The following is a 26,409-nucleotide window of genomic DNA, read 5'->3' on the forward strand; positions in this document are numbered from 1 at the left end:
ATTGCAGGTTGGTAAATAGGCCTTATAGTCATACTATGGATGAGTATTTACGCCGAAGTCATGTCTTTCAAAAACGCTTGGGTAATGAGCCTCTATCGAGAAGAGAGGCAAGATATCTCCTATTTCGAATTGCCTGTCCTTTAATGCAAGGGAAGCTTCCTCGTTTTCTGGATCTTTCAAAAGTTCCTACGACCTTTATTCATGGAAACCCACACGTCGATAACTATGTTCGGACCTTTAAGGGCTCGGCCATGCTTGATTTTGATCGCTCTCGTATGGGGCCCTATTGTTGGGACATTATTCGTTTTCTGAGTGCTCTTTCTCTTCGTCGTGAAGAGATGGATGGGTTCCTTGATCATAAAGTGGTTGAGTATTTTATTGATGCTTACATCACGCACTTCGTGCATCCGGATATTCCTCATAAACAGCTTAAGATGCTTAAAGGTATTGAACCCGACAAGTGGCAAATGACCACAAAGGAATACCTCCGTTCCAATAAGCGTTGGGCGAAGAAGATGCGTGAGAGCGCCATTAGCCCTCGTAATGATCAGGTGATGAATCTTCTGCATACTTTCCTCGACAGTCGAAATGATTCCTCACTCATGAACGAATATTATATTTCAGAAGTGGGTCTCACTCCGGGAAGTTTGGGCAAAAAGCACTACATCTATTCACTTATGCCAAAGAACCCAGATTCACATCTCGATGCCATCATGTTGGACATCAAAGAAGTGTATCAGGAGAAGAACAACAAATTTTTCTACTCGCCGGTGTCTCACCATGGCCTCCGAATGATTGAGGCGAGTAAGATTTTTGCAGATGGCATGGAAGAGCGTCTTGGTTACTGCACGTACCAGAATAAACAATTCTGGGGCCGTCAGGTGCCAAGCTTTGCGGTGAAGGTTAAAAAATTTTTAGACAAAGAAGAGCTCTGTGACTTCGCCTACTCGGTTGGTTCTGAATTAGGAAAGGGACATCGTAAAGGTCTTAAGGATCCGAAGATGGCCGAACTCATTGAAAAAGATTTTCAGGCGAATTTCGATAAATACTACAAGATCTCTAAGCTCTTCACTTATGAGCTCTCCATCGCTTTTGATACTATGATGAGAAAGATCAAGCTCTATCAAGATTACCGGAGCTGGTAATGGGTGGAGTAGGCCTCCTCTTTTTATTGGTTACTTTAGGAACTCTCGTTTCAAGTCTCACAGGTCTTGGTGGTGGTACTTTGATTCTCGCCGGACTCCTGATTGTGTATCCGCCAGAACTGGCACTTCCTCTACACGCTTTCACCCAACTTTCTGCCAATGGTCTTCGTGCAGGCATTCATCACAAAACCGTTCATTGGAAAGTGGTGATCGCCTACGGTCTTCTCATGCTTCCTGCTGCTTGGGCCGGAGCGAAGATTTTTGATCTCATCAATCCCACTTGGCTAAAACTCATCGTTGGTGTTTTCATTCTGATTTCGATTCTTCCTTTGAAAATAAAACCTCAAGGAGAACCAACTCTCAGAACCTTTAGTATCATCGGCGCTTTCTCAGGATTCTTAGGTATTTTCGTGGGTGCGGTGGGGCCGATGGTGACTCCGTTCTTTAATCGCCTGAAACTTTCTCGTGATGGAAATATCGCGACGAAAAGTGCCGGCCAACTTCTCCTTCAACTCTCAAAAATTATCGCTTTCGGTGGTGCGGCCGGAATCAATTTCATGACCTTGAAAGAACACATCGGCATTCTGATTGTGGGAACACTGGTAGGAGTGGGGATTTCCATTCCTTTAGGTAAAAAGATCTCCGATCAAAAGTTTGATCTGGTTGTGAACGTCATGCTGGGTGTGATTGCGCTTAAGATTTTGTACGAAGGTGTTTCGGAACTTCTTCTGATGTACAAATAATTAGTGCATGAACAAACGGTTCTCAGGGTATTCCCAAAGGTAATGCTGGCCTTCTTCGCCTGGAATGCGAACCTTACAAAGAGAAACTGGAATAGCACCTAAGCGACGAATCTTATCTGACCACGCCTGAAGTGAAAGATTGATTTTCTCTTGGATATTTTGGGCCTTGTCAGTGTTGGCCTTGAAAAATGAAAGCTGAGAATTAAGAACGTTTAGCTCGCGCTTCGTTTTAGAAGAGATATGCATAAGCAAAGGAACAAGCTCCAACGCCTCTTCGTGAGAAAAGGTTTTGGTCTGATTCAATGGATAAATATTCCGTACATTCTCGAAACCGGTTTCCATTACTCAAATCGCCCTTGTCTAAGTTTACGCTCTACGTCCTTTTTAGCAGCAGTATCACGCTTATCAAAGAGTTTTTTCCCCTTTGCTAACGCAATTTCGCACTTCACTAAAGAGTCTTTAAAGTAGAGAGAAAGTGGAATGATGGTGTAGCCCTTCATCGCCATTTTCTTCTCAATTTGTTGAATTTCTTCACGCTTTAACAATAGTTTACGTTTACGAGTCTCAGGATGGTTATTGATGTTCCCGAATTCGTAATGAGGAATTGTAGCGTTTTGAAGCCAGACTTCCCCGGCCGAATCAATGGCCACAAAGGCCTCGTTAATAATGGCCTTCCCCAGACGAAGAGACTTCACCTCGGTACCCATTAGTGACACGCCGCACTCGTACTTCTCTTCAAGGAAGTAGTCGTAACCTGCGCGCTGATTTTTAGCAATAATCTTGATGCCCATAAGGATGGCACTATACCACCGTTCTTTGATGAATTAAAGCTGGTTCCTGATCAAAGGAAGAAGCTTCGAGATCACCTTGAGTGCGGCACGCTTCTTTTTCGACACGCCCTTCATTTCAATGTCCTGATTATGAGGAAGGCCGTCTTTACCAACCAGAGTCGATTTCTCGCGGAAACCTTGGATGATATGAGTGAGGTCGCTCGCCAAACCTGTGTTCTCTTGATCGTTGATGATCACACCAATTTCACGGTTAATGAAGGCCGAGCGTGGGTCAATATTATAAGTACCAATAAGGACCACACGATTATCAACCACTGCTGTTTTCGCATGGATAGTATCAGGGCCATTGTATTCGTAGATCTCAAGACCCATGGCGATCAGTTGAGGTTTCAATTCCCGATAGCCTGCTTGTGCAAAAAGATTGTCCGTTGAGTTCATCGAGTTGGTGATGATTCTGATACGAACATTTCTTGAACGAAGATCTTTAAAGACTTTCATCAAATTTGGTGTCGGCATTAAGTAAGGAGAAATGATGTTCACATCTTCTTTCGCGTTCGCCACTGCCTTAAGTAGATCTTCATTCAAATAAGCAGTTTCTTTAGTCACAAGACCTTCTGCTCCGTGAGACATGAACTTCACGTCATCAATCACGTAAGCGTCTTTAAACCAGTCATTACCAGAGTAAGGTACGACTAAGTCTCCTTCACGATATGTCATCACATCGTTCTTCACTTTGAGGATGCGGGCCTTCTCTTCATTGAATTTTTTAAGCGAGTGAATTCGTTGTCCTTCACAGTGTTCATAGTCCACGAAGGCCAAGCAATAATTTTCTTCTAAACGCTCAGGAGAGTAGTTACCAAGTTTTAAAGTTTTTACCGCTGGAGAGTTCCAGGTCGTAAGGAAATTTTCTCTCGCGAGTTTCGCCACATTACCTTTGGCCATAAGATCCAGGTCAGAAAAGTTACGACGGACGTTAACTCCGAAATACTTATCGCCAATATTTCTTCCACCGGTAATAAGCGTCTCTCCATCTGCAATAAGCATCTTGCCGTGATCGCGGTGTGTGGCCTTCCAAAATTTGATAGTAAGTGGATTGTATTCTCTGATTTCAAGATTTTTAGAAACCTCGCCGTCATTAGCTAGGGCGAGAAGAGCGGCGAATGTTTTCTTAGGAACAGTTGTTGAAAGTGAATCTAGAATGACCTTCACCTTGATCCCTTTTTTAGCGGCATCAATTAAAAGTGCCATACCACCAACAGCTTGGTTGTCATTCCAGACTGAGTAGTACTCAACTAAAATTTCTTTTTGTGCTTCTTGAACGATATCTACCCGTGCCTGAAGTGCGTCTTTGTCAGCTCGTAGGAATCTCATTTCATCAGCAAGAGCTAGATTTGAGGCAACTAAAAGGAGAGAAAAGATGGTCTTTTTCATAAGTGTGTCCCTGGGTTTAGGAGGGACTCTTATAGAACTTATGGAGCCGTGCGTCTATTAAGGCTGTAAACTTTTCAGCGAGAGCTTGCGAAGAGCTTTAGGACTTCCGCATAAGTGAGCGCTTCAGCTCGGATTTGAGGGCCAATTCCGGCCTTCTCAAGCGCTACTTGGGCCTTCTCCGCACCCCAATCGTTCTTCAGGATTCCACCCAATTGCTTTCTTCTCTGACCAAAGGCCAAACGAAGATAGCTCTCAAAAGCATCAATCTCGGAAAGAGGGACATCAGGGTTTGATTTACGTTTAAAGCCTAATACCTGCGAGTCCACTTTTGGTGGTGGAACGAAAGCACCCGGAGGAGCGTAAACCACATGGGAGAGTTCAAATTGAGATAAGCACATAGCATGGAGCGAGCCCATGGCGTTTCTTGGATCATTCGGAAGAATCTTTTGTGCCACTTCTTTCTGATACATGAGAGTCATATGAGTGATCTCAGGAATGCGAAGAAATGAAAGTGTGAGTGGCACACTTACGTTATAAGGAAGATTCGATACTAACCAAATCGATTTAAAGTTATGTTTTTCTAAGAACGCTTTCCAATCAAATAACAAAGCATCCTGACGAAAAATATTTTCAGCTCCCACAACTGGTGCGAGTAGTTCAACGAAACGCTCATCCATCTCAATCACGAAGATGGGTTTCTTATAAGCGGCGAGATGGGGAGTGAGTACTGCCGGTCCAGGTCCAATTTCCACGATGGCATCAATGCCCTCCGGAAGAGGAGAAGTAATTTTCTTAATAACAGTCGGGCTATTTAAGAAGTGCTGGCCAAAACTTTTGTTGGCCATGGGAAAACGATGACCCATTATTTTTTCTCCACATAGCGCGAACGAGCATCAAGGGAAAGACACTCTGGGAACGGAACTTGTAAATCAGGAACACGGCCTGCCCAGTTGGCCACCATGCCAGCATTGTCGGTGCAATAAATGGGTTTCACCACGTGCACATTTTTATAACGTTGTTTGAATACTTCGCGAAGACGAGAGTTGCAAGCAACACCACCACCAATCACGATTGGAGTAGTGAAACCATTTACTTTCTTCTCTAAGATTTTTTCGATGATCTCATCCGCTTTTACACGAAGAGATTGAACGATCGCTTCTTGATAGCTAGCACACAAGTGAGGAAGTTCAGCTTTCACTTCTTCTGGTTGAATGCTTTGCACTTTCACACGAAGTGCGGTTTTAAGACCTGAGAAGCTCATCTTACCTGGACGATCTCTCATGTAGCTAATCGGGAAATCGTACTTGTCTTTATCACCGGTTTTAGCGAGATCATCAATGATTCTTCCTGCAGGATACCCTACACCTAAAAGTTTTCCACCTTTATCGAAGGCCTCACCGGCAGCATCATCAAGAGTGTTACCAAGAACATCCATTTCATTCGGACCTTTGACCCACATGAAGGCAGTGTGACCACCACTCACGAGGAGTCCCAGATATGGATAAGAAACTTCTTCAGTTAAATGAATCGCTTCAAGATGCGCGAACAAATGATTCACCGGAACAATCGGAAGGTTTCTCATCATCGCAAAAGTTTTGGCGAGATTAATTCCAGTAAGAAGAGATCCCACCAGTCCCGGATGAGTGGTCACGGCCACTTCCGTAATATCTTCCGGAGAAATGCCGGCCTCTTTAAAAGTTACATCCAGTAGAGGAGGCAGGGCCTTCACATGAGAACGCGCGGCCAATTCCGGAACAACTCCTCCCCATTTCATAAGAAGGAAGTCCTGATTGAAACTATTTAAAGAAAGAATTTTTGAAGTGTGATTATCGACTTCGAGAATGCAAAGAGAGGTGTCGTCACAACTTGTTTCGACACCTAGAATGATTCGTTTATTTGGATCAGAGTTCTTTTTTGGCTTCATTGGCCTCTTTAGTACCTTTGTAGTCTTCAACGACTTTTGCGAAGGCCTGTTTCGCCTCGTCTTTCTTGCCCATCTTATTTAGGGAACGGCCAATGAATAGCAAACTACTTGGAGCTAGGGAAGCTTTTGGATACTTTGTGTAGATTTTGCTGAAATAAACCAGCGCTTTCTCATGGTTTCCTGTGTAGTACTCAACTTTACCCAGTCCATGCATGACCTTGTTATGGTCGCCTGGGGTAAGGTCATTGTGATCAATCAGGGCCTCTAACTCTGTACGGGCCTCAGCATATTTGTTTTCCTTGATAAGCTGAAGACCTTGATCTAGTTCCGACCTAGCGCTTTTTTTTTTACTAGTCTTTGAAGGCGCTTTTTCTTTTTCACTCATGGCCGCAATACTGGCGGTCACTTTTTCAATGAAAGTGCGTTGTTCTTTAAGTTCATTTTGAATCTGAAGGAGTTGAGCGGCCTCTGTTTCCTGCTGAGTTTTCATGAGGTTCACAGATTCTGTGAGTTTGGCCGTTTCAGGATTTGCCTGGCCTTGCTTATGTTCTAGTTCTTCAATTTTACCATTCATTTGGTCTAATTGTTTTTGCATGTCTTTTAACTGGCCCACCATATCGGCCATAAGACCTTGAGAGTCTTTTAGTTGCTCCGACATATTGTCGAAACGTTTTTCACGGTTCACCTGATCTGCAGTTTTAATACAAGAAGTGAATAGAGTTGCGAGCACAACAATAGATAGAATCTTAGTCATAAAGTTCAAATCCTTTTGATTATGGATCAAATTCTAACGCATTTGTCGTAATTTACGCAATTGCGTTATTCTGCATTACCTTCGAGGGCTTTTTTTCTGACGGCCGAGTATTCGGCTTGCTCGGAGTATTTTTTAGAAAGAAGGGCATATTCCTGGGCCTTGTTGAAATACTTTCTGCGATAAGCAGACTTGGCCTTCAGGTAATAATCTTCAGCTTTACGGAATAGATTGGCGGCATGGATGTCTGCGCCTGCTTCTTTAGCGGCCATGAACGCGGCCTGGGCGAGACTCATTTCAGTTTTAGGGCGTGTGGTGGTTAAACCACACGCACCCAAAAGTAATAAAACAGATAGGAGAGAAACTCTCATTTCGCCTTATTTCGCAGTTACTACGAAATTAGCACGACGGTTTTTAGACCAAGCTGATTCGTCAGCGCCTTCAGCAACTGGACGCTCGTTACCGTAAGAGATTGTAGAAAGTCTTTTCGACTCAACACCAAGAGCAACTAGGTGATCACGAACAGCTTTAGCACGACGCTCGCCAAGAGCAAGGTTGTACTGACGGCCACCGCGCTCGTCACAGTGACCTTCGATTTGAACGTCAACAGTTGGGTTTGCTTTAAGGAATTCAGCATTAGCTTCAACAGCAGTTTTTGTAGAACCTTCTAGGCTTGAAGAATCGAAACCGAAGTAAACAGTAGTTAGACCACCAGCTTTACCAGAGTCAGAGTCACCGTTTAGCTCAAGAGTTAGACCATTATTAGCGCCATTAGCACCATTAGCAGCATCGTCTTGGTTGTTTTTTGGTTTGTTAGAAGAACAACCTACAGCAAGAAAAGCAACCATAAGAGTTGTGAATAAAGCACGAGTGAACATTTGAACTTCTCCTTTGAAGCGCACATTGAACAAAATTGTGTGATGAAAAATATTTTCGCCATTATGCAGTTATTCAAATGTTTTTTGAAGCGAAAACTGATTGTCGAACTCTAGTTTTAAGAAGTGTTTAGCGTCGGACGTTTGACATGGTTTTATTCAAAAAGTCATGGCCTTGACATGTTCAAGATGTTAGCCCTGCATCAAGTGCGAGAAATGATTGTTAGGAATATTTTTTTAGAATCGTTTTGAAGTTGGCACGAAGTTTGCTAGTATAGAGTTGTGTGTGTGTTGGGGTTAAAGAAAGGATTTTTTTAACTTCTCCTTATGTCTCTCGAAAAAAAAAGCCCATCTTCCTGATGGGCTTTTTTTTTGCCTAAAAATCAAAATCCTTCAAAAACAAAACTCGCCATATTTCTCATGCTGATAGACGCTAGCGAATCATAGAGAGGATTGAGTTCATAAATACCCAGCACTGGGGCATGGGAAAGTTTCAATCCTGTATACCTCTTCCAAAGGTCCAGAAGTTCTGTGCGAGAAATTCCGGCCGGATTCACAGCACTTACTCCAGGAACTTCATATCCGTTTAAAGCATCAGCATCGAGACTGAAAACAACCAGTGTCTTTTCATCGACAACATCACTGACTTGTTTAAAAAGTTTGTTCAGGTTTTCCGGATTGAGATCTTTTTTAAAGAGCTCAACACTCTTTCCTTTATTCAGAGGAGAAAGAGTCGAGAAGGAGTTTGCAAATGGATGCAGGCCTATCTGGAAAATAAAAAAGTCCCCATCAAATTCGGTAGAGAACTGACGGAAGGGAGTTCCCGAATGAAACTCTGTATCGGTGCGAGTGTCGGCATGGGCATCAATATTAAGGACAACGATCTTCTTATACTGGTGCGAGTAAGCGCGAAGAAGAGGGTAGATGTGATCATGGCCACCGCCGATGTGACATACCTTCTTTCCAGGATGATCTTTCAAAATTTTTTCAATGCGCTGAGATTCAGCGATCTGGGCCTCATGGAAATTTTGTTTTTCATGGATCTCATCACTCACTTCGAACTCAAGAAAGGACTGTTCTTTTAAATGAAGGTCCTGGGAAAACTTTTTAAAAGTAGAAAGAAAGGATTGAGGAGCAAATCTTGCTCCATTTCTTCCACCATTTCTAATGACTCCCAAGTCTGTTGAGCTCTTTATAAAGAGGAAAGTCGGTTTATTTTCATGAAATAGTGCCCCGACGGATTCTTGAAAGCGTTTTTGTGATTGAGTGATTTCTGGCTTCGTCATAAAATCTTTGTTATTTCCCAATTGGTTTCAAATGAAGTTGTCAAATTTTGACTGGACTGACAAGGACTCTGTTAAGTGGTTTATCCTTCTGCCCACCGGGCACGAGGGCCCTTATTCTTTGGGTCAACTCGAACAATTTTTAGCGGCCGGCAAAATAACTCCGGAAGTTAAAATCTGGTGCGAAGGAATGCCAGAGTCAGTTCCTTTCAGTAAATCTTTTACAGAGAAAAAAGAGTTACCGCCAACTCCCAAGGACGAAATTCCAGATCTACCACCGGTCCCTGAAGAAGAAACTCCACCGCCATTTATCGCAGAAGAACTTCCTCCCATTCCTGAAGTTGAGGAGACCGAGCAACCGGCGAAGACCAGAAAATTATGGCCTTTTGTTGTGGGTGTAGGAGTAGTGATGGCCGGAATTGTCTTTGCCGGCATGATTAAAAACTTTGAGGAAGTTAGCATCCGTCGTTATCCGAAAATGACCATGGAACTGCATGAGAAAATCTCTAAAGAGCTGGCCTTTGAAGGGTGGAACAAACCCATTTTTTTTAAAGAATATCTTCCCAGTGATCATTCACATATCTGGCTTGTGACTTCAAGTTTTGAGACCTGTAAGGTTGAGGCCACTTTTCAGTCTCTGCCTGGAAAACTCCTGGCCCTCGATGATGAAAAAGTCGCCTTTAAATCATCCGGAGTCCTGACTGATCATGTGGTGGAATTTTCAAGTTTTGATTTTTCTGCCGGCACAAAAATTGTTCCGGGCATGTATGAAATGGACGTGAAGGCCTCTGATTGTTCTTGGGAGGGGTTCCTTCCGAAACTCATGAATAAGTTTGTTCCTCCTGCCTCAAACTACGTGGCGAGAACAAAAGTGGTTCTGTTCTCGAAAGGCGCCGAAGAGTATGGCCGCATCCTAGATAAACTCATTAAACAGAAGACGCAAAAAGAACGAGTGGCCCAAAATCGTGAAGAGTTGTTCTGGCAGGACTTGCAGCAAAAGCTTCAGACTCTTGAGGCGATTTCACTTCAAATCGAACAACACTTTTTGGATTTTCTCGATAGTAAAAAGTTTAAGGCCAACCTAAAACCGATGGTTGATTCTTATACAAAAAAATTCGGTTCTTTCCTTACAAATTTTGTGGTGGAGAACGAGAAGTACTTCAAGACCGTAGATCTGTCCCAAATGAAAGGCGGAGCTAATCGCAGAAATTATGAAGTGATGGTTCGTCTCACTTCAAAGCGAATTGGTTTTGAGTCTATGAAATTTATCGAAGAGTTTCAGGCGAAGAAGGGAAATCCGACGGAAAAGCAACTCGAGGATTATTCAAATCGAATCCGCAAAGCGTTCTCCGCCATTAAGAATGACATTACTCAAAAAATACTTCAGATTTCTGAGGATCGATCTCACTAACTGAATAGGTCTTGGCCGCTTCAAATTCGTGTTCACCTTTTGGTTTCACTTTGGCGCCCCAAACTTTCATATCATGTTCAAAAATCATGGTGAGATTCTTGTCTATAATAAAGCGATAGAATTCGGCCTTATTGACCGTCGTAATTCCCGGAGAGATGTCATAACCCATGACCCAAGGAATTGAGATGTGAGCACTGGTTGGAACCAGATCGGCCATATAAATGAACTTGTCATCATAAGGATGAACCAGAAACGGTGTATGGCCATGAGAGACTCTAAAATAAAGACTGTCAGGTCCATCAGTTAAAATCGTGCCTTGCTCACCAGTCAACCAGTGAACCTTGCCTTCTTGATCGGCCTTTTCAATCAGCGGTTTGAAGTACTGGGTATGAAACGATCCCGCATCTCGCATGGTCGGATGAAGGGCATAGTCATAATGTTGACGGTGGATGTGAAGTGTCGCATTAGGAAAAACACTCAAGTGTTCCTGCTCATCATGACCTAATCCACCCACGTGATCAAAATGAAGATGGGTCACAATTAAATCAGTAATGTCCGACGGCCTTAAGTTGAAATTCTTTTGAAGACTCTCAACCAATGGGTTTTGTGGGCCCACAACTCCGAAGCGATCATCGAACTTTTCCCCGTGATAATCACCAATTCCAGTATCTACCAGGATATTTTTGGTGGCCGTTTGAATAAGCATGACACGAAGACTCAATTGGATGCGATTCAATTCATCGGCCGGAATTTGTTTCGACCATAATGGTTTTGGAATAATTCCGAACATAGCGCCGCCATCAAGTTTGAAGACAGCGGGATGGAGAATAAAATATTTTTTAGTCATAACACCTCGCGCCTCTATGATGCCCTTTCAATTCCGCGTTTTTCAAGACCTTTTGATTGTCTGACCCCGCAAAATGCCTATAATGTGTCCTATTCAAATGAAGTTTTAAGGAGAGCCTATGAATGTGCATGAGTACCAGGCCAAAGACCTGATGCGACAGTTCAACATCGCGGTCTTGAAGGGTGGAGTTGCTAACACTCCAGCTGAAGCCGTGGAAGTTGCTAAAAAACTAGATACTAAAGTTTGGGTTGTTAAAGCTCAAATTCATGCCGGAGGCCGTGGTAAGGGTGGCGGTGTTAAGCTTGCTCGCTCTCTAGAAGAAGTTGAAAAACTTGCTAAAGAAATTATTGGCATGCAACTTGTTACTCACCAAACAGGTCCTGAAGGTAAGAAAGTTCTAAAAGTTCTTATCGAACAAGGCTGTGAAATCGATCACGAGTACTACTGTGGTATCGTTCTAGATCGTACAGTCGGTAAGGTAGCATTCATGGTGTCTACTGAAGGTGGTATGGACATCGAGACTGTTGCTCATAACACTCCAGAAAAAATCATCAAAGCTCACATCGATCCTGCAACTGGTTTCACACCAGCTCACGGTCGTAAACTTGGATACGCTCTAGGTCTTAAAGGTGAAACACTTAAGAAAGCTGTTTCTTTCTTCGAGAACCTTTACAAGCTATACATTGAAAAAGACTGTTCAATCGCTGAGATCAACCCGCTTGTTACAACTAAGCAAGGTGACGTTCTAGCTCTTGACGGTAAACTTAACTTCGATGACAACGCTCTTTTCCGTCACCCGGAAATCGAAGCGATGAGAGATATCACTGAAGAATCAGCTCAAGAACTTGAAGCTGGTAAATTCGGTCTATCTTATATCTCTCTTGATGGTAACATCGGCTGTCTAGTTAACGGTGCAGGTCTTGCGATGGCAACACTTGATATCCTTAAACTTCACGGCGGTACACCTGCTAACTTCCTAGACGTGGGCGGTGGAGCGACTAAAGAAACTGTACAAAAAGCATTCTCAATCATTCTTCAAGATTCAAACGTTAAAGCAATTCTTGTGAACATCTTCGGTGGGATCATGAAGTGTGACATCATCGCAAACGGTGTAGTTGATGCTGCTCGTGAGATGGGTCTGACTGTTCCTCTAGTTGTTCGTCTAGAAGGTACAAACGTTGCTCTTGGTAAAAAGATTCTTGCAGAATCTGGATTAAAAATTACTCCAGCTAATGACCTCGCTGATGCCGCTAAGAAAGCGGTAGAAGCTGCGAAGGGAGCTAAATAATATGGCCATCTTAATTAATAGAAATACACGTCTGATCACTATTGGTCTTACTGGTAAACAAGGTACTTTCCATACTCTACAATCTCGTGACTACGGTACGAACGTTGTTGGTGGTGTGACTCCTGGGAAAGGCGGCACAGTTCACGAAGGTATTCCTGTTTTCAACACAACTTACGAAGCTGTGAAAGAAACTGGCGCAAATGCGGCCATGATTTTCGTTCCACCTCCGTACGCTGCTGATTCAATCATTGAGTGTATCGACGCCGAACTTCCACTTATCATCTGTATTACAGAAGGTATCCCTGTTGGCGATATGATCAAGGTTAAGGCCGCTCTTCGTGGTTCTAAATCTCGTCTAATCGGTCCAAACTGTCCGGGTGTTATCACTCCAGGTGAGTGTAAGATCGGAATCATGCCTGGCCACATCCATATGCCAGGTAACGTAGGAGTTATCTCTCGTTCAGGTACTCTTACTTATGAAGCGGTTTACCAGCTTACTCAGCGTGAAATCGGTCAATCTACTTGCGTAGGTATCGGTGGTGACCCTGTTAACGGTACAAACTTCATCGACTGTCTTGAGATGTTCGAGAATGATCCTGATACAAAAGCAGTGATCATGATCGGTGAGATCGGCGGAACAGCTGAAACAGATGCTGCTCGTTGGATCAAGGCCAATATGTCTAAACCTGTAGTGAGCTTCATCGCTGGTGCAGCTGCCCCTAAAGGTAAACGTATGGGTCACGCTGGTGCGATTATCTCTGGCGAAGACGATTCTGCAGAAGCTAAGTTCCGAATTCTTCAAGAATGTGGCGTAACAATTGCCCGTTCTCCAGCAGAGCTTGGACAAAAGATCGCAGAAGTATTAAAGAAGTAAAATCGAAAAATTTATAAGGAGCTTACAATGGCCATCGAAAAAACATTTTCAATCATTAAACCTAACTCAACTCTTGATAACAATATCGGGAACATCATCGCTCACTTCGAGAAGAATGGTCTTCGTATCGCTGCTGCTAAATTTGCTAAACTTTCTAAAGAAAAAGCTGAAGGTTTCTATATCGAGCACAAAGAGCGTCCTTTCTTCGGCGAACTAGTTAACTTCATGACTTCAGGTCCAGTTATGCTTATGGTTCTTGAAGGTGAAAACGCAGTTATGAAGAACCGCGAGCTTATGGGTGCTACTAACCCAGCTAACGCTGCTGAAGGCACAATCCGTAAGCTATATGCTAAATCTGTAGGCGAGAACTCAGTTCACGGTTCAGATTCAGCTGCTGCTGCTGAAAGAGAGATCGCTTACTTCTTCGAGCGTTCTGAAATCACAAACCGTTTCTAATTCCTATAAAGTGCCCCACTTCGGTGGGGCATTTTTTTTGTCTTACTTATCTGCATTTCACTCCTATTTCTTTATAAGTCACCAGAATCAGAACTCACATATTTGAGTGAACCTTTCCTGTGTAGAAACCCCGCACTTTTTCATGAATTCAAACGGTTGTTAAAATTCCGTTGAGTATGAATTTATCTCTATCACTAGAGACCAACAGATAGAAAAAGGGGATCGTTATGAAAAAGATTATGGTGGCCTTAACTTCCGCGCTCTTGGTTGGATCCGCCTATGCTCAGCAAGGGGGAGGGACCGGACAAAAGCATATGATTGAGTTCAATGCTGATTCACTTTTAAATGGGGTGCTGTCATTCAGTAAGTCTAAGACGAAGGGGAACAACGCTGATAATGACTTGAACTTCGATTTAAGGCTGAACTATGCCTACCAATTACCGCAATATGATCTAATCCAAGTCGGTGGAGGTGTGAATTATTTCAGTGGTACAGAAGCAGGTCGAGGAGATGTTGAAGATTACGGCTTCAATTTAGCTGCCTACATTAATAATACCAACGATCTTCAAAATGCTTATTACGGCTCCGTTAAATGGGGGGTTGAATGGGCAAATACCCTAAGTGGAGAAGGAAGTGGTAAAGATGAGGTAGGAACACTTCAACTGGCCGTTGGTAAAAGGGTAGATCTTTCTTATTTTGGTATTCGTCACCTGACTTATACGCCAGAGATCGCTTTTGTTAACCAGGACTCAACTACCGGGTCTGCAATCGAGTACTCTCAAAGCCTAGAGTTCCGATTCCTACAATTCTCAGTCTTTTACTAATCTTAAGGTTGAGGGCCCTTTGGGGCCCTTTTCCTGTATTTTTTCCATGGTTTTTCCCTCCAAAAAGTCTCTAAGTTAATGATTAGACTGTAAAAATTTCAAAAGCGTAGAGCTTTTTATGCTGATGCGTTATAAATCCATTGAAATACCTTTTATTTGGAAGGAGTTCTCATGTTTAACCTCGGCGACCACGTTGTATGTCCCGGCCACGGTGTAGGCCAGATTTGCAGCGTCGATACGAAAGAATTAAATGGTGAGATGAAGAGCTTTTACATCATTAAAGTCGTTTCTAACGGTATGAAAGTGATGATCCCGGTTGATAGCAAAGAGGGAGTTCGTTCATTGATTCCTTCGACTGAAATCGGTGGTGTTTTCGAATTGCTTCAAGACCAAAATGTTAAAGTCGACATGTCGACCTGGAATCGTCGCCATCGCGAATATACTCTGAAAGTGAAGACCGGCTCTCTGCTTGAGATTGCCGACGTTCTTCGCCAACTGCTTCTTCTAAAAATGACTAAAAAACTGTCATTTGGTGAAAGAAAAATGTTGGATCAGTGCAAGGAATTGATCGTAAAAGAGATTTCCCTATCTTCTGGTACTCCAGAGGGCGCGATCTCTGAGAAAATCGACTCTCTTTACACCTAGAACATTCTCAAAATCGCCCTTCGCGTGTATCCTGTTCCTCATATTTCTATGAGGAGTTCCCTTTATGACAGTCAGAGTTAGATTTGCCCCATCACCGACAGGTTACCTACACATCGGTGGCGCGCGAACTGCCCTTTATAACTACCTATACGCTAAAGCGGTCGGGGGAACTTTCATCCTTCGTATCGAAGATACAGATCTTGAACGTTCAAACGCGGAATACGAAAAGCTTCAAATTGATGACCTTAAGTGGTTAGGCATCATCCACGATGAAGGTCCGGATAAGCCGGTAGCGAAATATGCTCCTTATCGCCAATCTGAGCGCCTGGATATCTACGCTAAATATGCTCAGCAACTGATCGATCAAGGTGTTGCTTACTATGACTTCTGTACTGAAGAAGAACTAGAGGCCATGAAGGCACAGAATGAAGCTGAAGGTAACGATCCTCACTACAGTGGTAAGTGGAGAAATCCTGAGCACTGGGCAGAAGCAAAAGCTCGCGTGGCCGCTGGTGAAAAAACAGCGATTCGCTTCAAAGTTCCTAAGAAGTCTTATGAGCTTAACGACAAGGTAAAAGGCAAAGTTGTTTATCCTGATAACATGGTAGGCGACTTCGTTATCATGCGTTCAAATGGTCTACCGACTTACAACTACTGTTGTGTAATTGATGACTGGTTAATGGAAATCACTCACGTTATCCGTGGAGAAGATCACCTTAACAATACTGTTCGTCAGCTTATGATCTATGAAGCTCTAGGTGCTAAACTTCCTGAGTTCGCGCACGTTTCACTTCTTATCGGTCACGACCGTCAGAAGCTTTCTAAACGTCATGGCGCTACTTCAGTAAACCTTTACCGTAACGAACACTACCTGCCTGAGGCGATGAATAACTATCTTTGTCTTCTTGGTTGGTCGCATCCTGCTGAGAAAGATATTTTCGATAAAGCAGAACTTAAAGATGTATTCACACTTGATCGCTTCTCAGCTTCAGCAGCGATGTACGATCTAGAAAAACTTAAATGGGTAAACTCTGAGCACATTAAGAAGATGGATAATGCCTCTTTAATTGCTCTCGTTGAGAAAGAGCCTGAGACAGGTTTCTTCAACAAGCAAACTCCAGAGTGGAAGAACGCTTGTGTTGAGCTGCTTAAGAAGTATGCACAATTCATTCCGGATTTTCCAAGACTCGTTAATGAATTAGTTCTAAGTGAGAACTTTGAAATGACTGATGCTCTGAAAGAGATCCTTTCTTGGGAGACAACTCCGAAGATCATCGACTTCATCTATGAAGACGTTTCAAAGGCAACAACTGAATTTATCACAGAGGCCCAGCTTAACAGTTGGATGGACCATGTGAAAAAAGAAATGGGTGTAAAAGGGAAGCCTCTGTTCCAGGGTGTTCGTGCCGCTCTTACTGGTCACGATCACGGACCGGATTTGAAGTTCTTGATCCCACTTACTCCAGTAACTGTTCTGAAACAACGTGTAGCTCAACTTAAGAAGTAGGACCGATGGCCAGAGAATTAAAAGTTCACAATAACCTCACTCGTAAGAAAGAAGTTTTTCAGACGATCGAACCAGGCAAGGTAAAGTTTTATTCTTGTGGCCCGACGACTTACGATTTTCTTCATATTGGAAATGCTCGTGCTCTTGTAGTCGGCGATCTCTTTAACCGTGTTCTAAAAGCGTTCGGTTATGATGTGACCTTCGTTCGTAACTACACAGACGTGGATGATAAGATCATTGATCGCGCAAAAGAGCTTAAACGTGATCCAATTGAGCATGCTGCTCTATTCGTTAAAGAGTGTGAAACTGACATGAACTCTTTAGGGATGATGCCAGCGACTCATACTCCGAAAGTAACTGAGACCATGCCAGAGATCATTAAGATGATCGAAGACATCATTAAGAACGGTTCTGGTTATGTGGTTGAAGGTGGAGAAGTTCTTTTCAACGTTCCTTCATTTCCTGAGTACGGAAAACTATCTAAGAAAGATCTAGAATCGCTTCAGCACGGTATTCGTGTGGACGTTGATTCTCGTAAAAAAAATCCTTCAGATTTTGTTCTATGGAAGCCAGCAAAAGCAGGGGAGCCTGCTTGGGATTCTCCATGGGGCAAAGGTCGTCCTGGTTGGCACATTGAGTGTTCTGCGATGGCAAAGAAGTTCTTGGGACCTACACTTGATCTTCACCACGGTGGCGTGGATCTGATGTTCCCGCACCACGAGAATGAAATTGCTCAGTCAGAAGCGGCCAACAAATGTCCGTTCTGTAATAACTGGGCCCACAATGAGTTTTTAAATTTCGGTACTGAGAAGATGAGTAAGTCTCTTGGTAACGTGATTAAGATTCGTGACTTCGTTGAGAAGTATGGTGGACAAGTTCTTCGTCACATTCTTCTTTCAGTTCACTACCGCGCTCGTCTTGAGTGGAGTGATGAAGTTCTTCAAAGAGCACTGGATGAAGTAAAACGTATTCACGAGTTCGCGCTTGAGGTGAAGACTTATACTTCTGCCGCTAATCCTTCTGCTGATGGCACGATCAGTGAAACGATTGAAAAGATGATGGATGAGCTTTCAAATGATTTTAACTCTGCTGGAGCTCTTGGACACTTCTTCTCATTCATTCGTTACGTGAAGGCGAATAAAGATAAATTATCGGCCGAGAACATCGTTCAGATCCACAATACGGTGAAGTTTGTGGAAGAAGCTCTTGGGCTGATCAATAAAGATCCTCAATCGGTACTGACTGCACTTCATAAGAACGATCAGGACACAAGCTCGACTGGAGTCGATGCATCATGGATTGAAGGATTGATCGAAGAGCGTAAAGCGGCCAAAGCGGCCAAGAACTGGGCGCGCGCTGATGAGATCCGCAAAGAATTGACACAGAAGAGTATTGAATTAAAAGATAACCCAGACGGTTCTACGTCTTGGAAGGTACAAAGCTAGGGTCAGTTTGACTCTAGCTTTTCACAATATCCCTACATAGACTGACATCCGCTCCCCAAGCAAAAAGGAACATGATAGTTTCAATCTACTGTTCGTTTTATAACTAAGGGAGTTATCAATGAAACTACTCACAGCTATTTCTGTGTTGATGTTTGCCCTTTCGGCATTCGCTACATCACAAACTAAAACTTTCTTCTATGATGGTTCACAAGACACGGCCATGATGTCTCTTCGTGCTGAGAAAACTCACACTGAATACCGTTATGAGCAACGTTACACAACTTGCTACCGTCAAGAAACTCATTATGAAACTCGCTGCTATCCAGGTCCTCAAGGCCGTCCAGTATGTCAGACAATTCCAGTAACAAGAACTGTTTCTTATCCTTGCTGGCAGACTGTAAGTGTTCCTTACGAAGTTCATGACTACTTCGTTGAAGCAACTGTTGATCTAAGCTTCGCTAAGATCGCTGAAGGTGTAACTCCAGGCGAGACAATCAAGGTAACTCTTGATGGCGACCGTCTTTCTCTTTCTGCTGTTGGCTCGAAGAAGTTCTTCGTCATGCAAACAAAACAAGAAGTTCAGTCTCAAATGACTGGTGGTCTTAAGCTAATCGATGCTTCTTACGGTATCGAACTAGTTGAAGCGGCTCCTATCGTTAAGGCCCTTGAAGTTTCAAACATTGGTATCAAGAACGACGTTCTTAACATCAAGATGGGTCCAATTGCTGCTCGTGAGAACCTAGGTTTCTCTCTTGAGATCAAAAAGAACCCAGTCCTTGGTTCATCTACAACACTTTTCGATCGTGAGCTTTCTTCAAATGAAATCATGATCAATTCTCAAGAGACAAGTTCTGATGCTCAAATCAATATCAATAAGCTTGGTGTTGAAATTGGTAGCGGTCGTCACACGCTTACTGCGAAGATCTTCTTCAAGCACGCAGGTGAGCTTCTTAACGGCAGACAGTTCGAATCAACTTCTGCTTCTCGCACACTAATCTATAAGCGCTAGTAAGCGATTTAGAAATTCTTGATTGAAGAGGCCCCGAAAGGGGCCTTTTTTTTGATTGTGGAAATTCCTTTTACCAATGCTACAATCCGTTGAATGAAAACGGTCAATCAGTATTTAGTGGGTATGATAGAGGCATCGCTTACGGCCTTTTGTTTTGGTTTATTAGGAGTATTTGGTAAGTGGGCCTTTGACTCTGGATTTACCGTCGGCAATTTATTATCTTATCGTTTTCTCGTGGCTTCATTAGTTCTTTGGGTTGTTCTTTTATCATTTCGTCGTCGTCTGATTTTGCAATCACCTAAACAGATCTTCATCTTTGCGCTGCTTGGAATTTTTGGTTATGGGCTTATGTCAGTTGCTTATCTCTATTCCATTAAGGGATTAAGCCTCACCATGGCGTCCTTAATTTTGTACACCTATCCATTTTGGGTAAGTCTTTTCTCGTGTGTGTTCACTAAACAAAGAATGACCAAGCAAGAATTTGGGTCTTTGGTCTTGGCCGCATTTGGATTGGTTTTACTTTTAGGCGGTCAAATTAAAGTTCATGAAATGAATGCGGCCATTGCAGGTATTGCTTCGGCCATTATTTATGCTCTCTACATTATGGTTTCAGGAAAACTTCAAAATGGGGTGAATCCACTGGTGTCTTCCATGTATGTCATTACTTTTGGGGCAGTGGCCTTGCTCTTGTATTATCAGCCACCGATGAACAATGTGAGTGCCATTACTTCTAATCACATGATGATAATTGCTGGGATTGCCATTTTGAGTACAGTTCTTCCTCTAACTTTGGAGCTGTCAGCTTTACAGAAAATTAAGAGCACTGAATTTTCTTTGATCATGATGCTAGAACCCATCTCGGCCGCCATTTGGGGAGCATTGATTTTCAATGAAAAGCTGGAGTTTCAGCAAATCATGGGGGCCTTGATTATTTTGGCCGCGCTGATTTTAAGATTATTCAAAAAAGAGATGCTGTTAAAAAGATACAAAGTTCCGAGTACTTAGAGTCGATCTCTCTAATCTAAATAAGATGTAAATTTTTCATTTTTTTGTATTTTCTCCTCTCATAAGTGATATGAATCCTTCAAAAATCAGAGGAGATTCATATGAAAATGTTTATTTGCTTGATGACCTTATTGGCTTCATTAAATGCATTTGCTTTTAGAACTAGCGATTCAAAGACGTTCGTTTACGATGGTTCTCAAAACTCAGTGGAACTAATTTTAAGGACTGAGAAAACTCATACTGAGTATCGCTATGAGGACTACACTGATACTTGTACACGTACAGAGATGGCCGGATACAGAACTGTTTGTACTGGTGGCGGTTCAATGACTCAATGTCATCATGGTCCACATGGTCCAATTTGTCGTACAATTCCAGGCCCTCGTCACTGTTACCAAGAGCCAATGTATCGTACTGTTTATTATCCTTGTACAAGAACAAGAAGAATTGATTTCCAAGTTAAAGATTATGATGTTGAAGCACGTGTGATTGTAGACGTTACAAAAATTTCACCAGAAGCAACTCCAGGTGAAAGAATCAATGTAATTCTAACTGGCGAAACTCTTTCTTATACAGCGACTGGTTCTAAAAAGTTTTTCGTAGTTAAAAAGAAACAAGACGAACGTTCTTCAATGAACGGTTCAGTAAAAATGATCGACGGCCTTCTGGCTGTTGAACTAATCGAAGCAGCTCCAGTTCTTAAAGCTGTTAAGATGTCAGATATCGCGCTTAACGGTTCAGAGCTTAACTTCACTGTAGGTCAGGCCGAAACTCGCGCAAATATTGGATTCTCGCTTAAAGTAGAGCATAAGAAGCTATTCGGTTCAGACACCGTTCTTTTTAATCGTGAACTTGCTCAAGCTGAAGTAGCAGTTAACGACACAAAAGCATCAGTTGATATCAACAAGCTTGGTGTTGAACTTGAATCTGGTAAATATGAAATCACTGCTAAGACTTTCTTCAAGTTGAAACCAGATCTAATGAATGAAAAACAGTTCGGTGAATCACTTGAAGCTTCTAAAACTCTCGTTTATAAAATCCGCTAAAATCTTATATTGAAGGCTCCATTTGGGGCCTTCAATCCCAATCAAAACGTATTCTAAAGCGCTCTGCAGCTCTCTTTAATTCCTTCTGGACTTCAATTGAATGTCGCAGAATTCAAAAATCAAATTCAACTAACGAATTTTAATGAAAAGTTGATGGATCTCTAAAAAGTAGTTGATGGTACGGAAAAATTACGGATAATCAGAAAACTTCAGGAGGTCCCATGGAAGCACATAAAATCGATCAGCATCTTAAAACTTACTCTCTAACCTTTGATGAGCCACTTCTTAGCTCTATCCGTAATGGCCTGGATATCAGCTATAAAGCTGGAGATCAGATTATTGTGGACCTAACTCAAGGCCCAACTCCAGGAAGCCTGGTATTGGTCCAAATTGAAAGTAACTTCCGACTATGTAGATACGAATGTATCCATGGGAATCAATATCTTTTTCCTCCACTTGGGATAGACCCGAGTCAATATCCTGAAGCTATCGTTGGTGAAGTTGTAGAACATATTCGAATCAAAAAATGGCTCACAACAGAGAAATAAAAACTATGCACCAAGAAGAGTTTGAATACGAAGGCCAAACTGGATTTCAATCTGCCTGTACAGAATACGCTCAGAAGACGCTTTCACTAGACGAGCTCTTTGCGCTAAAGGCCCCAAACATTTATTTGTGGCGCGCATCCGGAGGCCAGGGGAAAAAATTCCATATTAAGGAAGGCGATATCGTCATTGTAGATAGAAAACTCAATAGGCCAAAGGTCGGTCACTTATATGTTGTGATTGTAGGGAGTGAGTTTCACTTAGGTGAATACACTTTGATTCAGAACAAACCATTTCTGGTACCTCAAATGATTTGCTTACAGAATGAAATGGATTTTGAAGCACAGATCTGGGGCGGCATTGTTGCCATAGTTAATATCTATTCTAAACCTGAAGGTATTGGATGATTGCTCTCGTAGATGTGAATTCATGTTACGCTTCTGTTGAATCAGTGTTTAGGCCTGAGATAGTGAAAAGACCCATTGTTGTACTTTCCAATAATGATGGGGCAATCATTGCGGCCAACAGAATTGCGAAGAACTTGGGTTTTATGGCCACGATGTGTGAACCATACTTCAAAGTAGCTAAACAGCTTGAACAAGCAAATGCAGTGGTCTTTTCATCAAATTATGTATTGATTCATGATTTTTCACGTCGCTTTCACCACACTTTATTCAATATTGTTCCTAGAACAGAAACATATAGTGTTGATGAGGCCTTTTGTGATCTATCAGGCATCGGAAACATTCACAATTTTGCAGACTTTGGAAGATTTCTTAAAAAAGAGGTATGGATAAATTCATGTCTTCCGTGTGGAGTTGGGATTGCTCCAACAAAAGTCTTGGCAAAAATAGCGAACAAGCTTTCTAAGAAGAGCGATGGTGTTTTAGTGATAGATGATTCTAACATCAAAGAAGTTCTTATGAATTATCCTCTCAGAGACATCTGGGGAATTGGAAGTTCATCTGTTCGCAAACTCAATTTGATGGGCATTAAAACGGCCTGGGAGTTCAGGCAATACGAGAATAAAGATCAAATTCAAAAATTACTCACCAAGGTAGGTGTGAAGATTTGGCAGGAACTTCGTGGAAATCCATGCATTGAAATGCTCGAAGTTGAAGACAAGGATATGATTGGTAACAGTCGCAGTTATGGAAGTGATATTTATACAAAAAGAGAAATTGCAGAATCTTTAGCTGAATTTGTGACCAACGCGAGCATGACTCTTAGAAAGCAAAATAGTGTTTGTTATCATATCAGTGTATTTATTCACACCAATCCATTTAAAGAGATTCCCCAGTACTATGGCTCTGGATTTACCACATTTCTAAGTGGAACCGCCGACCAAATCTCCTTAATCAGAGCAGCTCATAAGGTGTTAGATGATATTTATAGGCCCGGGTATGGATACAAAAAGGGCGGGATTTTGCTTTCAGACATTCGCCCAAGGAATGAATCTCAGGTGGATCTTTTTTCAAATAACTTTGAAGATAACGAGAAACTAAATTCAGTATTGGATAGTATCAATGGCCGTTGGGGGAAGCACACTATCAGAAGTGCAGCGTGCGGTTATGGAAAAAAGGAATGGACTCGTAGAGCAGACTTCTATTCAAGAGATTATACGACTAACTGGAAAGAGTTACCTTTGCTTAAGATTAGTTAGTTTGAATTATATGACATGTCCTTGGGAGATACTTATTTTTTGAAGTTCAATATCGCAGGAGAGGCATGCTATTCATTGAAATGACTTACCTTGGCTTTTATTTTGTTTCTTCTTTAATTCGTAGATATTGTCTTCAACATGAGTTTTCTTTGGAATGACGTTTAGTTCTGGTCTTTCAAATGTTTTAAATAATATCTCTATCAAATGAAACTTGTTTTTGTAGTAGGTAAATCTGCAGTGGATGTCTGGTGAAGGTTCAAAGGGCCCAACATCAAGAGTATAGTATGGACGAATTTTGGCTTCTTTATTATAGATCTCATACATAAAACCAAGATCAATATTAGGAGAAAAACAACGCAGAAAATTTTGAAAAGCCTCTTTTTCATGTAAACAGTTAGGCATCTTTTGCTTACACATTTGCAGCATTCCGATGTCGAAGCATGGCATAAGTTGAATGTTTGAGGACTTTTCGAAGCAAATTTCAATTTTTTTTAAGCATTCCGTTTTTTCTGGCCAGGGTTTTGAGTTACTACAGTTTAGAAAATCTTTTGAAAGATTATCAAATTGCTGAATTGCTATCTCTATTTCCTTTTTGAAATATATTTCTGGTTGCTGAATAGCTGTAACAACTTTCGTTGGCCTAGGTGATATCTCAATTGTTTCTAGGTTGATTGCAGGACTGTAAACGTATATTTTTCTTGGTTCTTGTTGAATGTATTTAAGAAGCGGGCCTCCATTTAAAGGGTCGCGACCCTTTGTGTTGACGGTAACCCAATCATATTTTGCCCATTCATTTGTTTCAGCATGCCCAACAGAACTTATGATTAGAAAAATAACAAAAATCAGAAATTCTACTTTATTCGCTCTCATTACTAGCCTCATATATCTAAAATTCTTATTATCTAAGATTTTTTGAAATAATTGGTAATAAGATTTCTTAAACCCCTTGCGGCTTATGAATAAGTTCTGAGGAGACTTAGAGTAAGCATAAGATTTGAATGAAAATTATGTCTACGTTGCTTAAAGAAGTTCTTTGTAATCCTGCGCTTTATTCACTGTCTTCAACTTCTTATTCTTCTGAATGAGAAGCTCCAGTGGTCTTCCACGAAGATTGTAGTTTGATCCCATACTGTAACCGTAGGCACCAGTATCTTCTAGGATCACTAGATCTCCGCTCTTAAGCGCTGGAAGAGGGCGATCTGAGCCGAAACAATCAGATGTTTCACAAATCGGGCCCACAACGTGAACCTTAGTTGTTGCTTTCGCTTCTTGAACCGGAGTCACACCATGGTAAGCGCCGTAAAGAGAAGGGCGCATGAAATCGTTCATACCACCATCAACGATCACGAAATGGTTATCTTCAGAGATCTTGTTACGAAGCACTCTCATCACCAGAATTCCCGCTTTCGCGATAATTCGGCGACCTGGCTCAAATACTACGCGTGGACGAAGATCAGATTTTGAGTAGAACTCTTTGTGAAGAGTCTTATAAACGAGAGTCATATACTCTTCGATCGAAGGCATGCGTTTTGTTTCAGAAGGGTGGTAATCCACACCCAAACCGCCACCCACATCGATAAACTCGAGTGGAGCTTGAGTTTTAAGGGCAATGTCACACATCTTAGCAATGGCCTTCTTTGTGGCCTTAAGATCAAGAAGCTGGCTACCAATGTGAATCGAGAGACCAACGAGTTTTGAGTGGCTCCAGTATTTTTTTTCTTTTAAAAATGATAGTACGTCTTTTTCCAGTAACCCGAACTTATGGGTCTTATTACCAGTGGAGATGTACTTATGAGTTTTTGGTTTTACTACTGGATTTAAACGGAAACAAATGCGAGCAATTGTCTTCGTACGTTTAGCGCAAGAGTTGATGAGTTCTAGTTCTTCTAGAGACTCAACGTTGAATGAACAAAGTTTGCCCTTTGATACTTTAAGGGCGTAAAGAATTTCTTCTTCTGTTTTACCTACACCTGAGAACACGATCTTCTCGGCCGGAATTCCACACTCCATGGCACGCTTAAGTTCGCCACCCGATACGATATCAGCACCAGAGCCCATCTTTGCCAGGATCTTTACCAATTCCTTATTAGGATTTGATTTAAGTGCAAAACAAACTAAAGGATTGATCAAATTTGCTTTCACAGCACCTTGATAGAAATCCTGGTAGTTTTTAACCAGGATTTCTTCAGAGTATAAGTAAAATGGGGTCTTGTTTTTTTTAGCGACGGAAGCGATATCAATTTTTGAGAATTGCAGTTTTTTGTTTTTGTATTCTAAGTTTTTCATGGAAATACGACGCTCTTTCTCCATTCCAGGACATTCTGTAATGCTTGTGTATCGAGCATCTTATTATCATAGGCGACTTTCGCCAGGACTTCAAAGTTAGAAAGTGAGTCATATTTAAAATCTGCTTTTTTGAACACCTCTTGTGCCTGAGGGAAGTCGTAGGTGAAGATACTCATGATTGAGAGCACGGTTAGACCCGCTTCACGGAGCTTTTCACCGGCAGCAATCGAACTTTTACCGGTTGAGATAAGGTCTTCGATGAGGACGGTCTTTTGTCCTGGTTTGGTTGCCCCTTCAATGGCATTTTGGCGCCCGTGATCTTTGCTGCTACTACGAACGTAAACCAGTGGCAGTTTAAGCTCCTGAGCAATCCAGGCGGCCCATGGAATACCGGCCGTGGCGGTTCCAGCTACCACGTCTACGTTTAACTTTCTGACCGCATCTGCGAAGGCCTTGATGATGTAATCGCGAGAATCCACAGTTGAGATTAGTAGACGGTTATCGCAATAAACGGGAGACTTAATTCCCGAGGTCCAAGTGAAAGGCTCATGCGGGCGAAGGAAAACCGCTTTTTCTTTAAGAAGGATACTTGCAACTTGTTCAGCATGATTCATA

Annotated in this window: 29 protein-coding genes; 16 read left to right on the forward strand and 13 right to left on the reverse strand. The window is 42.1% G+C overall.

What is annotated here, in order from left to right:
* The first annotated feature begins 35 nt into the window (after nucleotides 1-35).
* Both ACJVC5_RS09620 and ACJVC5_RS09625 read left to right on the forward strand, forming a co-directional pair.
* A complete protein-coding gene (locus tag ACJVC5_RS09620) occupies nucleotides 36-1,145 on the forward strand; it encodes a DUF2252 family protein (protein WP_408099157.1) in 1,110 nt (369 codons plus the stop codon).
* Nucleotides 1,145-1,888 (forward strand): sulfite exporter TauE/SafE family protein, encoded by a 744-nt coding sequence (locus tag ACJVC5_RS09625; RefSeq protein ID WP_408099158.1) that lies wholly within the window; start codon nucleotides 1,145-1,147, stop codon nucleotides 1,886-1,888. Before ACJVC5_RS09620 ends, ACJVC5_RS09625 begins: the two co-directional genes overlap by 1 nt.
* Here the strand turns inward: ACJVC5_RS09625 and ACJVC5_RS09630 are convergent, their stop codons facing one another.
* From ACJVC5_RS09630 to ACJVC5_RS09670, 9 genes are all read right to left on the reverse strand, one after another.
* Nucleotides 1,889-2,230 carry a hypothetical protein gene (locus tag ACJVC5_RS09630; protein ID WP_408099159.1) on the reverse strand — a complete coding sequence of 114 codons (342 nt, stop codon included), beginning with the start codon at nucleotides 2,228-2,230 and terminating at the stop codon, nucleotides 1,889-1,891.
* A complete protein-coding gene (gene smpB, locus ACJVC5_RS09635) occupies nucleotides 2,230-2,679 on the reverse strand; it encodes an SsrA-binding protein SmpB (protein WP_408099160.1) in 450 nt (149 codons plus the stop codon). Before smpB ends, ACJVC5_RS09630 begins: the two co-directional genes overlap by 1 nt.
* A gap of 33 nt (nucleotides 2,680-2,712) precedes the next feature.
* A complete protein-coding gene (locus ACJVC5_RS09640) occupies nucleotides 2,713-4,110 on the reverse strand; it encodes a phospholipase D-like domain-containing protein (protein WP_408099161.1) in 1,398 nt (465 codons plus the stop codon).
* A gap of 74 nt (nucleotides 4,111-4,184) precedes the next feature.
* Nucleotides 4,185-4,973: a 16S rRNA (adenine(1518)-N(6)/adenine(1519)-N(6))-dimethyltransferase RsmA gene (rsmA, locus tag ACJVC5_RS09645; RefSeq protein ID WP_408099162.1), complete on the reverse strand. Its 789-nt coding sequence runs from the start codon at nucleotides 4,971-4,973 to the stop codon at nucleotides 4,185-4,187.
* A complete protein-coding gene (gene tsaD, locus ACJVC5_RS09650; protein WP_408099163.1) occupies nucleotides 4,973-6,034 on the reverse strand; it encodes a tRNA (adenosine(37)-N6)-threonylcarbamoyltransferase complex transferase subunit TsaD in 1,062 nt (353 codons plus the stop codon). The genes rsmA and tsaD overlap by 1 nt, the downstream gene beginning before the upstream one ends.
* Nucleotides 6,012-6,788 (reverse strand): tetratricopeptide repeat protein, encoded by a 777-nt coding sequence (locus ACJVC5_RS09655; RefSeq protein ID WP_408099164.1) that lies wholly within the window; start codon nucleotides 6,786-6,788, stop codon nucleotides 6,012-6,014. Before ACJVC5_RS09655 ends, tsaD begins: the two co-directional genes overlap by 23 nt.
* Before the next feature lie 65 nt (nucleotides 6,789-6,853).
* Nucleotides 6,854-7,156 carry a DUF4398 domain-containing protein gene (locus ACJVC5_RS09660; protein ID WP_408099165.1) on the reverse strand — a complete coding sequence of 101 codons (303 nt, stop codon included), beginning with the start codon at nucleotides 7,154-7,156 and terminating at the stop codon, nucleotides 6,854-6,856.
* Nucleotides 7,157-7,162: 6 nt separating this feature from the next.
* Nucleotides 7,163-7,663, reverse strand: a complete 501-nt coding sequence (gene pal / locus ACJVC5_RS09665; RefSeq protein WP_408099166.1) for a peptidoglycan-associated lipoprotein Pal — start codon at nucleotides 7,661-7,663, stop codon at nucleotides 7,163-7,165.
* A gap of 380 nt (nucleotides 7,664-8,043) precedes the next feature.
* Nucleotides 8,044-8,946: an arginase family protein gene (locus ACJVC5_RS09670; RefSeq protein ID WP_408099167.1), complete on the reverse strand. Its 903-nt coding sequence runs from the start codon at nucleotides 8,944-8,946 to the stop codon at nucleotides 8,044-8,046.
* A gap of 31 nt (nucleotides 8,947-8,977) precedes the next feature.
* On the opposite strand from ACJVC5_RS09670, the gene ACJVC5_RS09675 reads away from it, so the two are divergent.
* Nucleotides 8,978-10,354 carry a DUF4339 domain-containing protein gene (locus ACJVC5_RS09675; RefSeq protein WP_408099168.1) on the forward strand — a complete coding sequence of 459 codons (1,377 nt, stop codon included), beginning with the start codon at nucleotides 8,978-8,980 and terminating at the stop codon, nucleotides 10,352-10,354.
* Here ACJVC5_RS09675 and ACJVC5_RS09680 read toward each other — a convergent pair.
* A complete protein-coding gene (locus ACJVC5_RS09680) occupies nucleotides 10,311-11,201 on the reverse strand; it encodes an MBL fold metallo-hydrolase (RefSeq protein WP_408099169.1) in 891 nt (296 codons plus the stop codon). The two genes, ACJVC5_RS09675 and ACJVC5_RS09680, sit on opposite strands and share 44 nt — an antisense overlap.
* 118 nt (nucleotides 11,202-11,319) lie before the next feature.
* Between ACJVC5_RS09680 and sucC the strand changes: the two genes are divergently transcribed.
* The 13 genes from sucC to ACJVC5_RS09745 all read left to right on the forward strand — a co-directional run bounded on the left by sucC (nucleotide 11,320) and on the right by ACJVC5_RS09745 (nucleotide 23,508).
* Complete coding sequence (sucC, locus tag ACJVC5_RS09685; RefSeq protein WP_408099170.1) at nucleotides 11,320-12,489, forward strand: ADP-forming succinate--CoA ligase subunit beta; 1,170 nt, start codon at nucleotides 11,320-11,322, stop codon at nucleotides 12,487-12,489.
* A gap of 1 nt (nucleotide 12,490) precedes the next feature.
* On the forward strand, nucleotides 12,491-13,363 hold the full coding sequence (gene sucD, locus ACJVC5_RS09690) for a succinate--CoA ligase subunit alpha (RefSeq protein ID WP_408099171.1): 873 nt from the start codon (nucleotides 12,491-12,493) through the stop codon (nucleotides 13,361-13,363).
* A gap of 27 nt (nucleotides 13,364-13,390) precedes the next feature.
* A complete protein-coding gene (gene ndk / locus ACJVC5_RS09695; protein WP_408099172.1) occupies nucleotides 13,391-13,819 on the forward strand; it encodes a nucleoside-diphosphate kinase in 429 nt (142 codons plus the stop codon).
* A 227-nt stretch (nucleotides 13,820-14,046) separates the two neighbouring features.
* Nucleotides 14,047-14,643, forward strand: coding sequence for a hypothetical protein (locus ACJVC5_RS09700; RefSeq protein WP_408099173.1), 597 nt, complete (start codon nucleotides 14,047-14,049; stop codon nucleotides 14,641-14,643).
* 171 nt (nucleotides 14,644-14,814) lie between these two features.
* Nucleotides 14,815-15,288 carry a CarD family transcriptional regulator gene (locus tag ACJVC5_RS09705; protein ID WP_408099174.1) on the forward strand — a complete coding sequence of 158 codons (474 nt, stop codon included), beginning with the start codon at nucleotides 14,815-14,817 and terminating at the stop codon, nucleotides 15,286-15,288.
* A gap of 64 nt (nucleotides 15,289-15,352) precedes the next feature.
* Nucleotides 15,353-16,795 (forward strand): glutamate--tRNA ligase, encoded by a 1,443-nt coding sequence (gltX, locus tag ACJVC5_RS09710; RefSeq protein ID WP_408099175.1) that lies wholly within the window; start codon nucleotides 15,353-15,355, stop codon nucleotides 16,793-16,795.
* A 5-nt stretch (nucleotides 16,796-16,800) separates the two neighbouring features.
* Nucleotides 16,801-18,240, forward strand: coding sequence for a cysteine--tRNA ligase (gene cysS, locus ACJVC5_RS09715; RefSeq protein ID WP_408099176.1), 1,440 nt, complete (start codon nucleotides 16,801-16,803; stop codon nucleotides 18,238-18,240).
* A 118-nt stretch (nucleotides 18,241-18,358) separates the two neighbouring features.
* Nucleotides 18,359-19,249, forward strand: coding sequence for a hypothetical protein (locus ACJVC5_RS09720; protein WP_408099177.1), 891 nt, complete (start codon nucleotides 18,359-18,361; stop codon nucleotides 19,247-19,249).
* Nucleotides 19,250-19,342: 93 nt separating this feature from the next.
* Complete coding sequence (locus ACJVC5_RS09725) at nucleotides 19,343-20,254, forward strand: EamA family transporter (RefSeq protein WP_408099178.1); 912 nt, start codon at nucleotides 19,343-19,345, stop codon at nucleotides 20,252-20,254.
* Between the two features lie 101 nt (nucleotides 20,255-20,355).
* Entirely contained in the window at nucleotides 20,356-21,300 is a 945-nt protein-coding gene (locus ACJVC5_RS09730; protein ID WP_408099179.1) for a hypothetical protein, read from the forward strand.
* Nucleotides 21,301-21,521: 221 nt separating this feature from the next.
* Nucleotides 21,522-21,848: a hypothetical protein gene (locus tag ACJVC5_RS09735; protein WP_408099180.1), complete on the forward strand. Its 327-nt coding sequence runs from the start codon at nucleotides 21,522-21,524 to the stop codon at nucleotides 21,846-21,848.
* Nucleotides 21,849-21,853: 5 nt separating this feature from the next.
* Nucleotides 21,854-22,252 (forward strand): S24 family peptidase, encoded by a 399-nt coding sequence (locus tag ACJVC5_RS09740; RefSeq protein ID WP_408099181.1) that lies wholly within the window; start codon nucleotides 21,854-21,856, stop codon nucleotides 22,250-22,252.
* Nucleotides 22,249-23,508 (forward strand): Y-family DNA polymerase, encoded by a 1,260-nt coding sequence (locus tag ACJVC5_RS09745; RefSeq protein WP_408099182.1) that lies wholly within the window; start codon nucleotides 22,249-22,251, stop codon nucleotides 23,506-23,508. Before ACJVC5_RS09740 ends, ACJVC5_RS09745 begins: the two co-directional genes overlap by 4 nt.
* A gap of 72 nt (nucleotides 23,509-23,580) precedes the next feature.
* Here ACJVC5_RS09745 and ACJVC5_RS09750 read toward each other — a convergent pair whose 3' ends face one another.
* The 3 genes from ACJVC5_RS09750 to pyrE form a co-directional block, all read right to left on the reverse strand.
* The gene (locus ACJVC5_RS09750; RefSeq protein ID WP_408099183.1) at nucleotides 23,581-24,378 is read right to left on the reverse strand and encodes a hypothetical protein; all 798 of its coding nucleotides are present in this window, start codon (nucleotides 24,376-24,378) and stop codon (nucleotides 23,581-23,583) included.
* Nucleotides 24,379-24,528: 150 nt separating this feature from the next.
* Nucleotides 24,529-25,794: a diaminopimelate decarboxylase gene (gene lysA, locus ACJVC5_RS09755; protein ID WP_408099184.1), complete on the reverse strand. Its 1,266-nt coding sequence runs from the start codon at nucleotides 25,792-25,794 to the stop codon at nucleotides 24,529-24,531.
* Nucleotides 25,791-26,408 (reverse strand): orotate phosphoribosyltransferase, encoded by a 618-nt coding sequence (pyrE, locus tag ACJVC5_RS09760; protein WP_408099185.1) that lies wholly within the window; start codon nucleotides 26,406-26,408, stop codon nucleotides 25,791-25,793. The genes lysA and pyrE overlap by 4 nt, the downstream gene beginning before the upstream one ends.
* Nucleotide 26,409 lies beyond the last annotated feature (1 nt).

Origin of the sequence: Peredibacter sp. HCB2-198, assembly GCF_045999315.1 — a bacterium.
GTDB lineage: Bacteria > Bdellovibrionota > Bacteriovoracia > Bacteriovoracales > Bacteriovoracaceae > Peredibacter.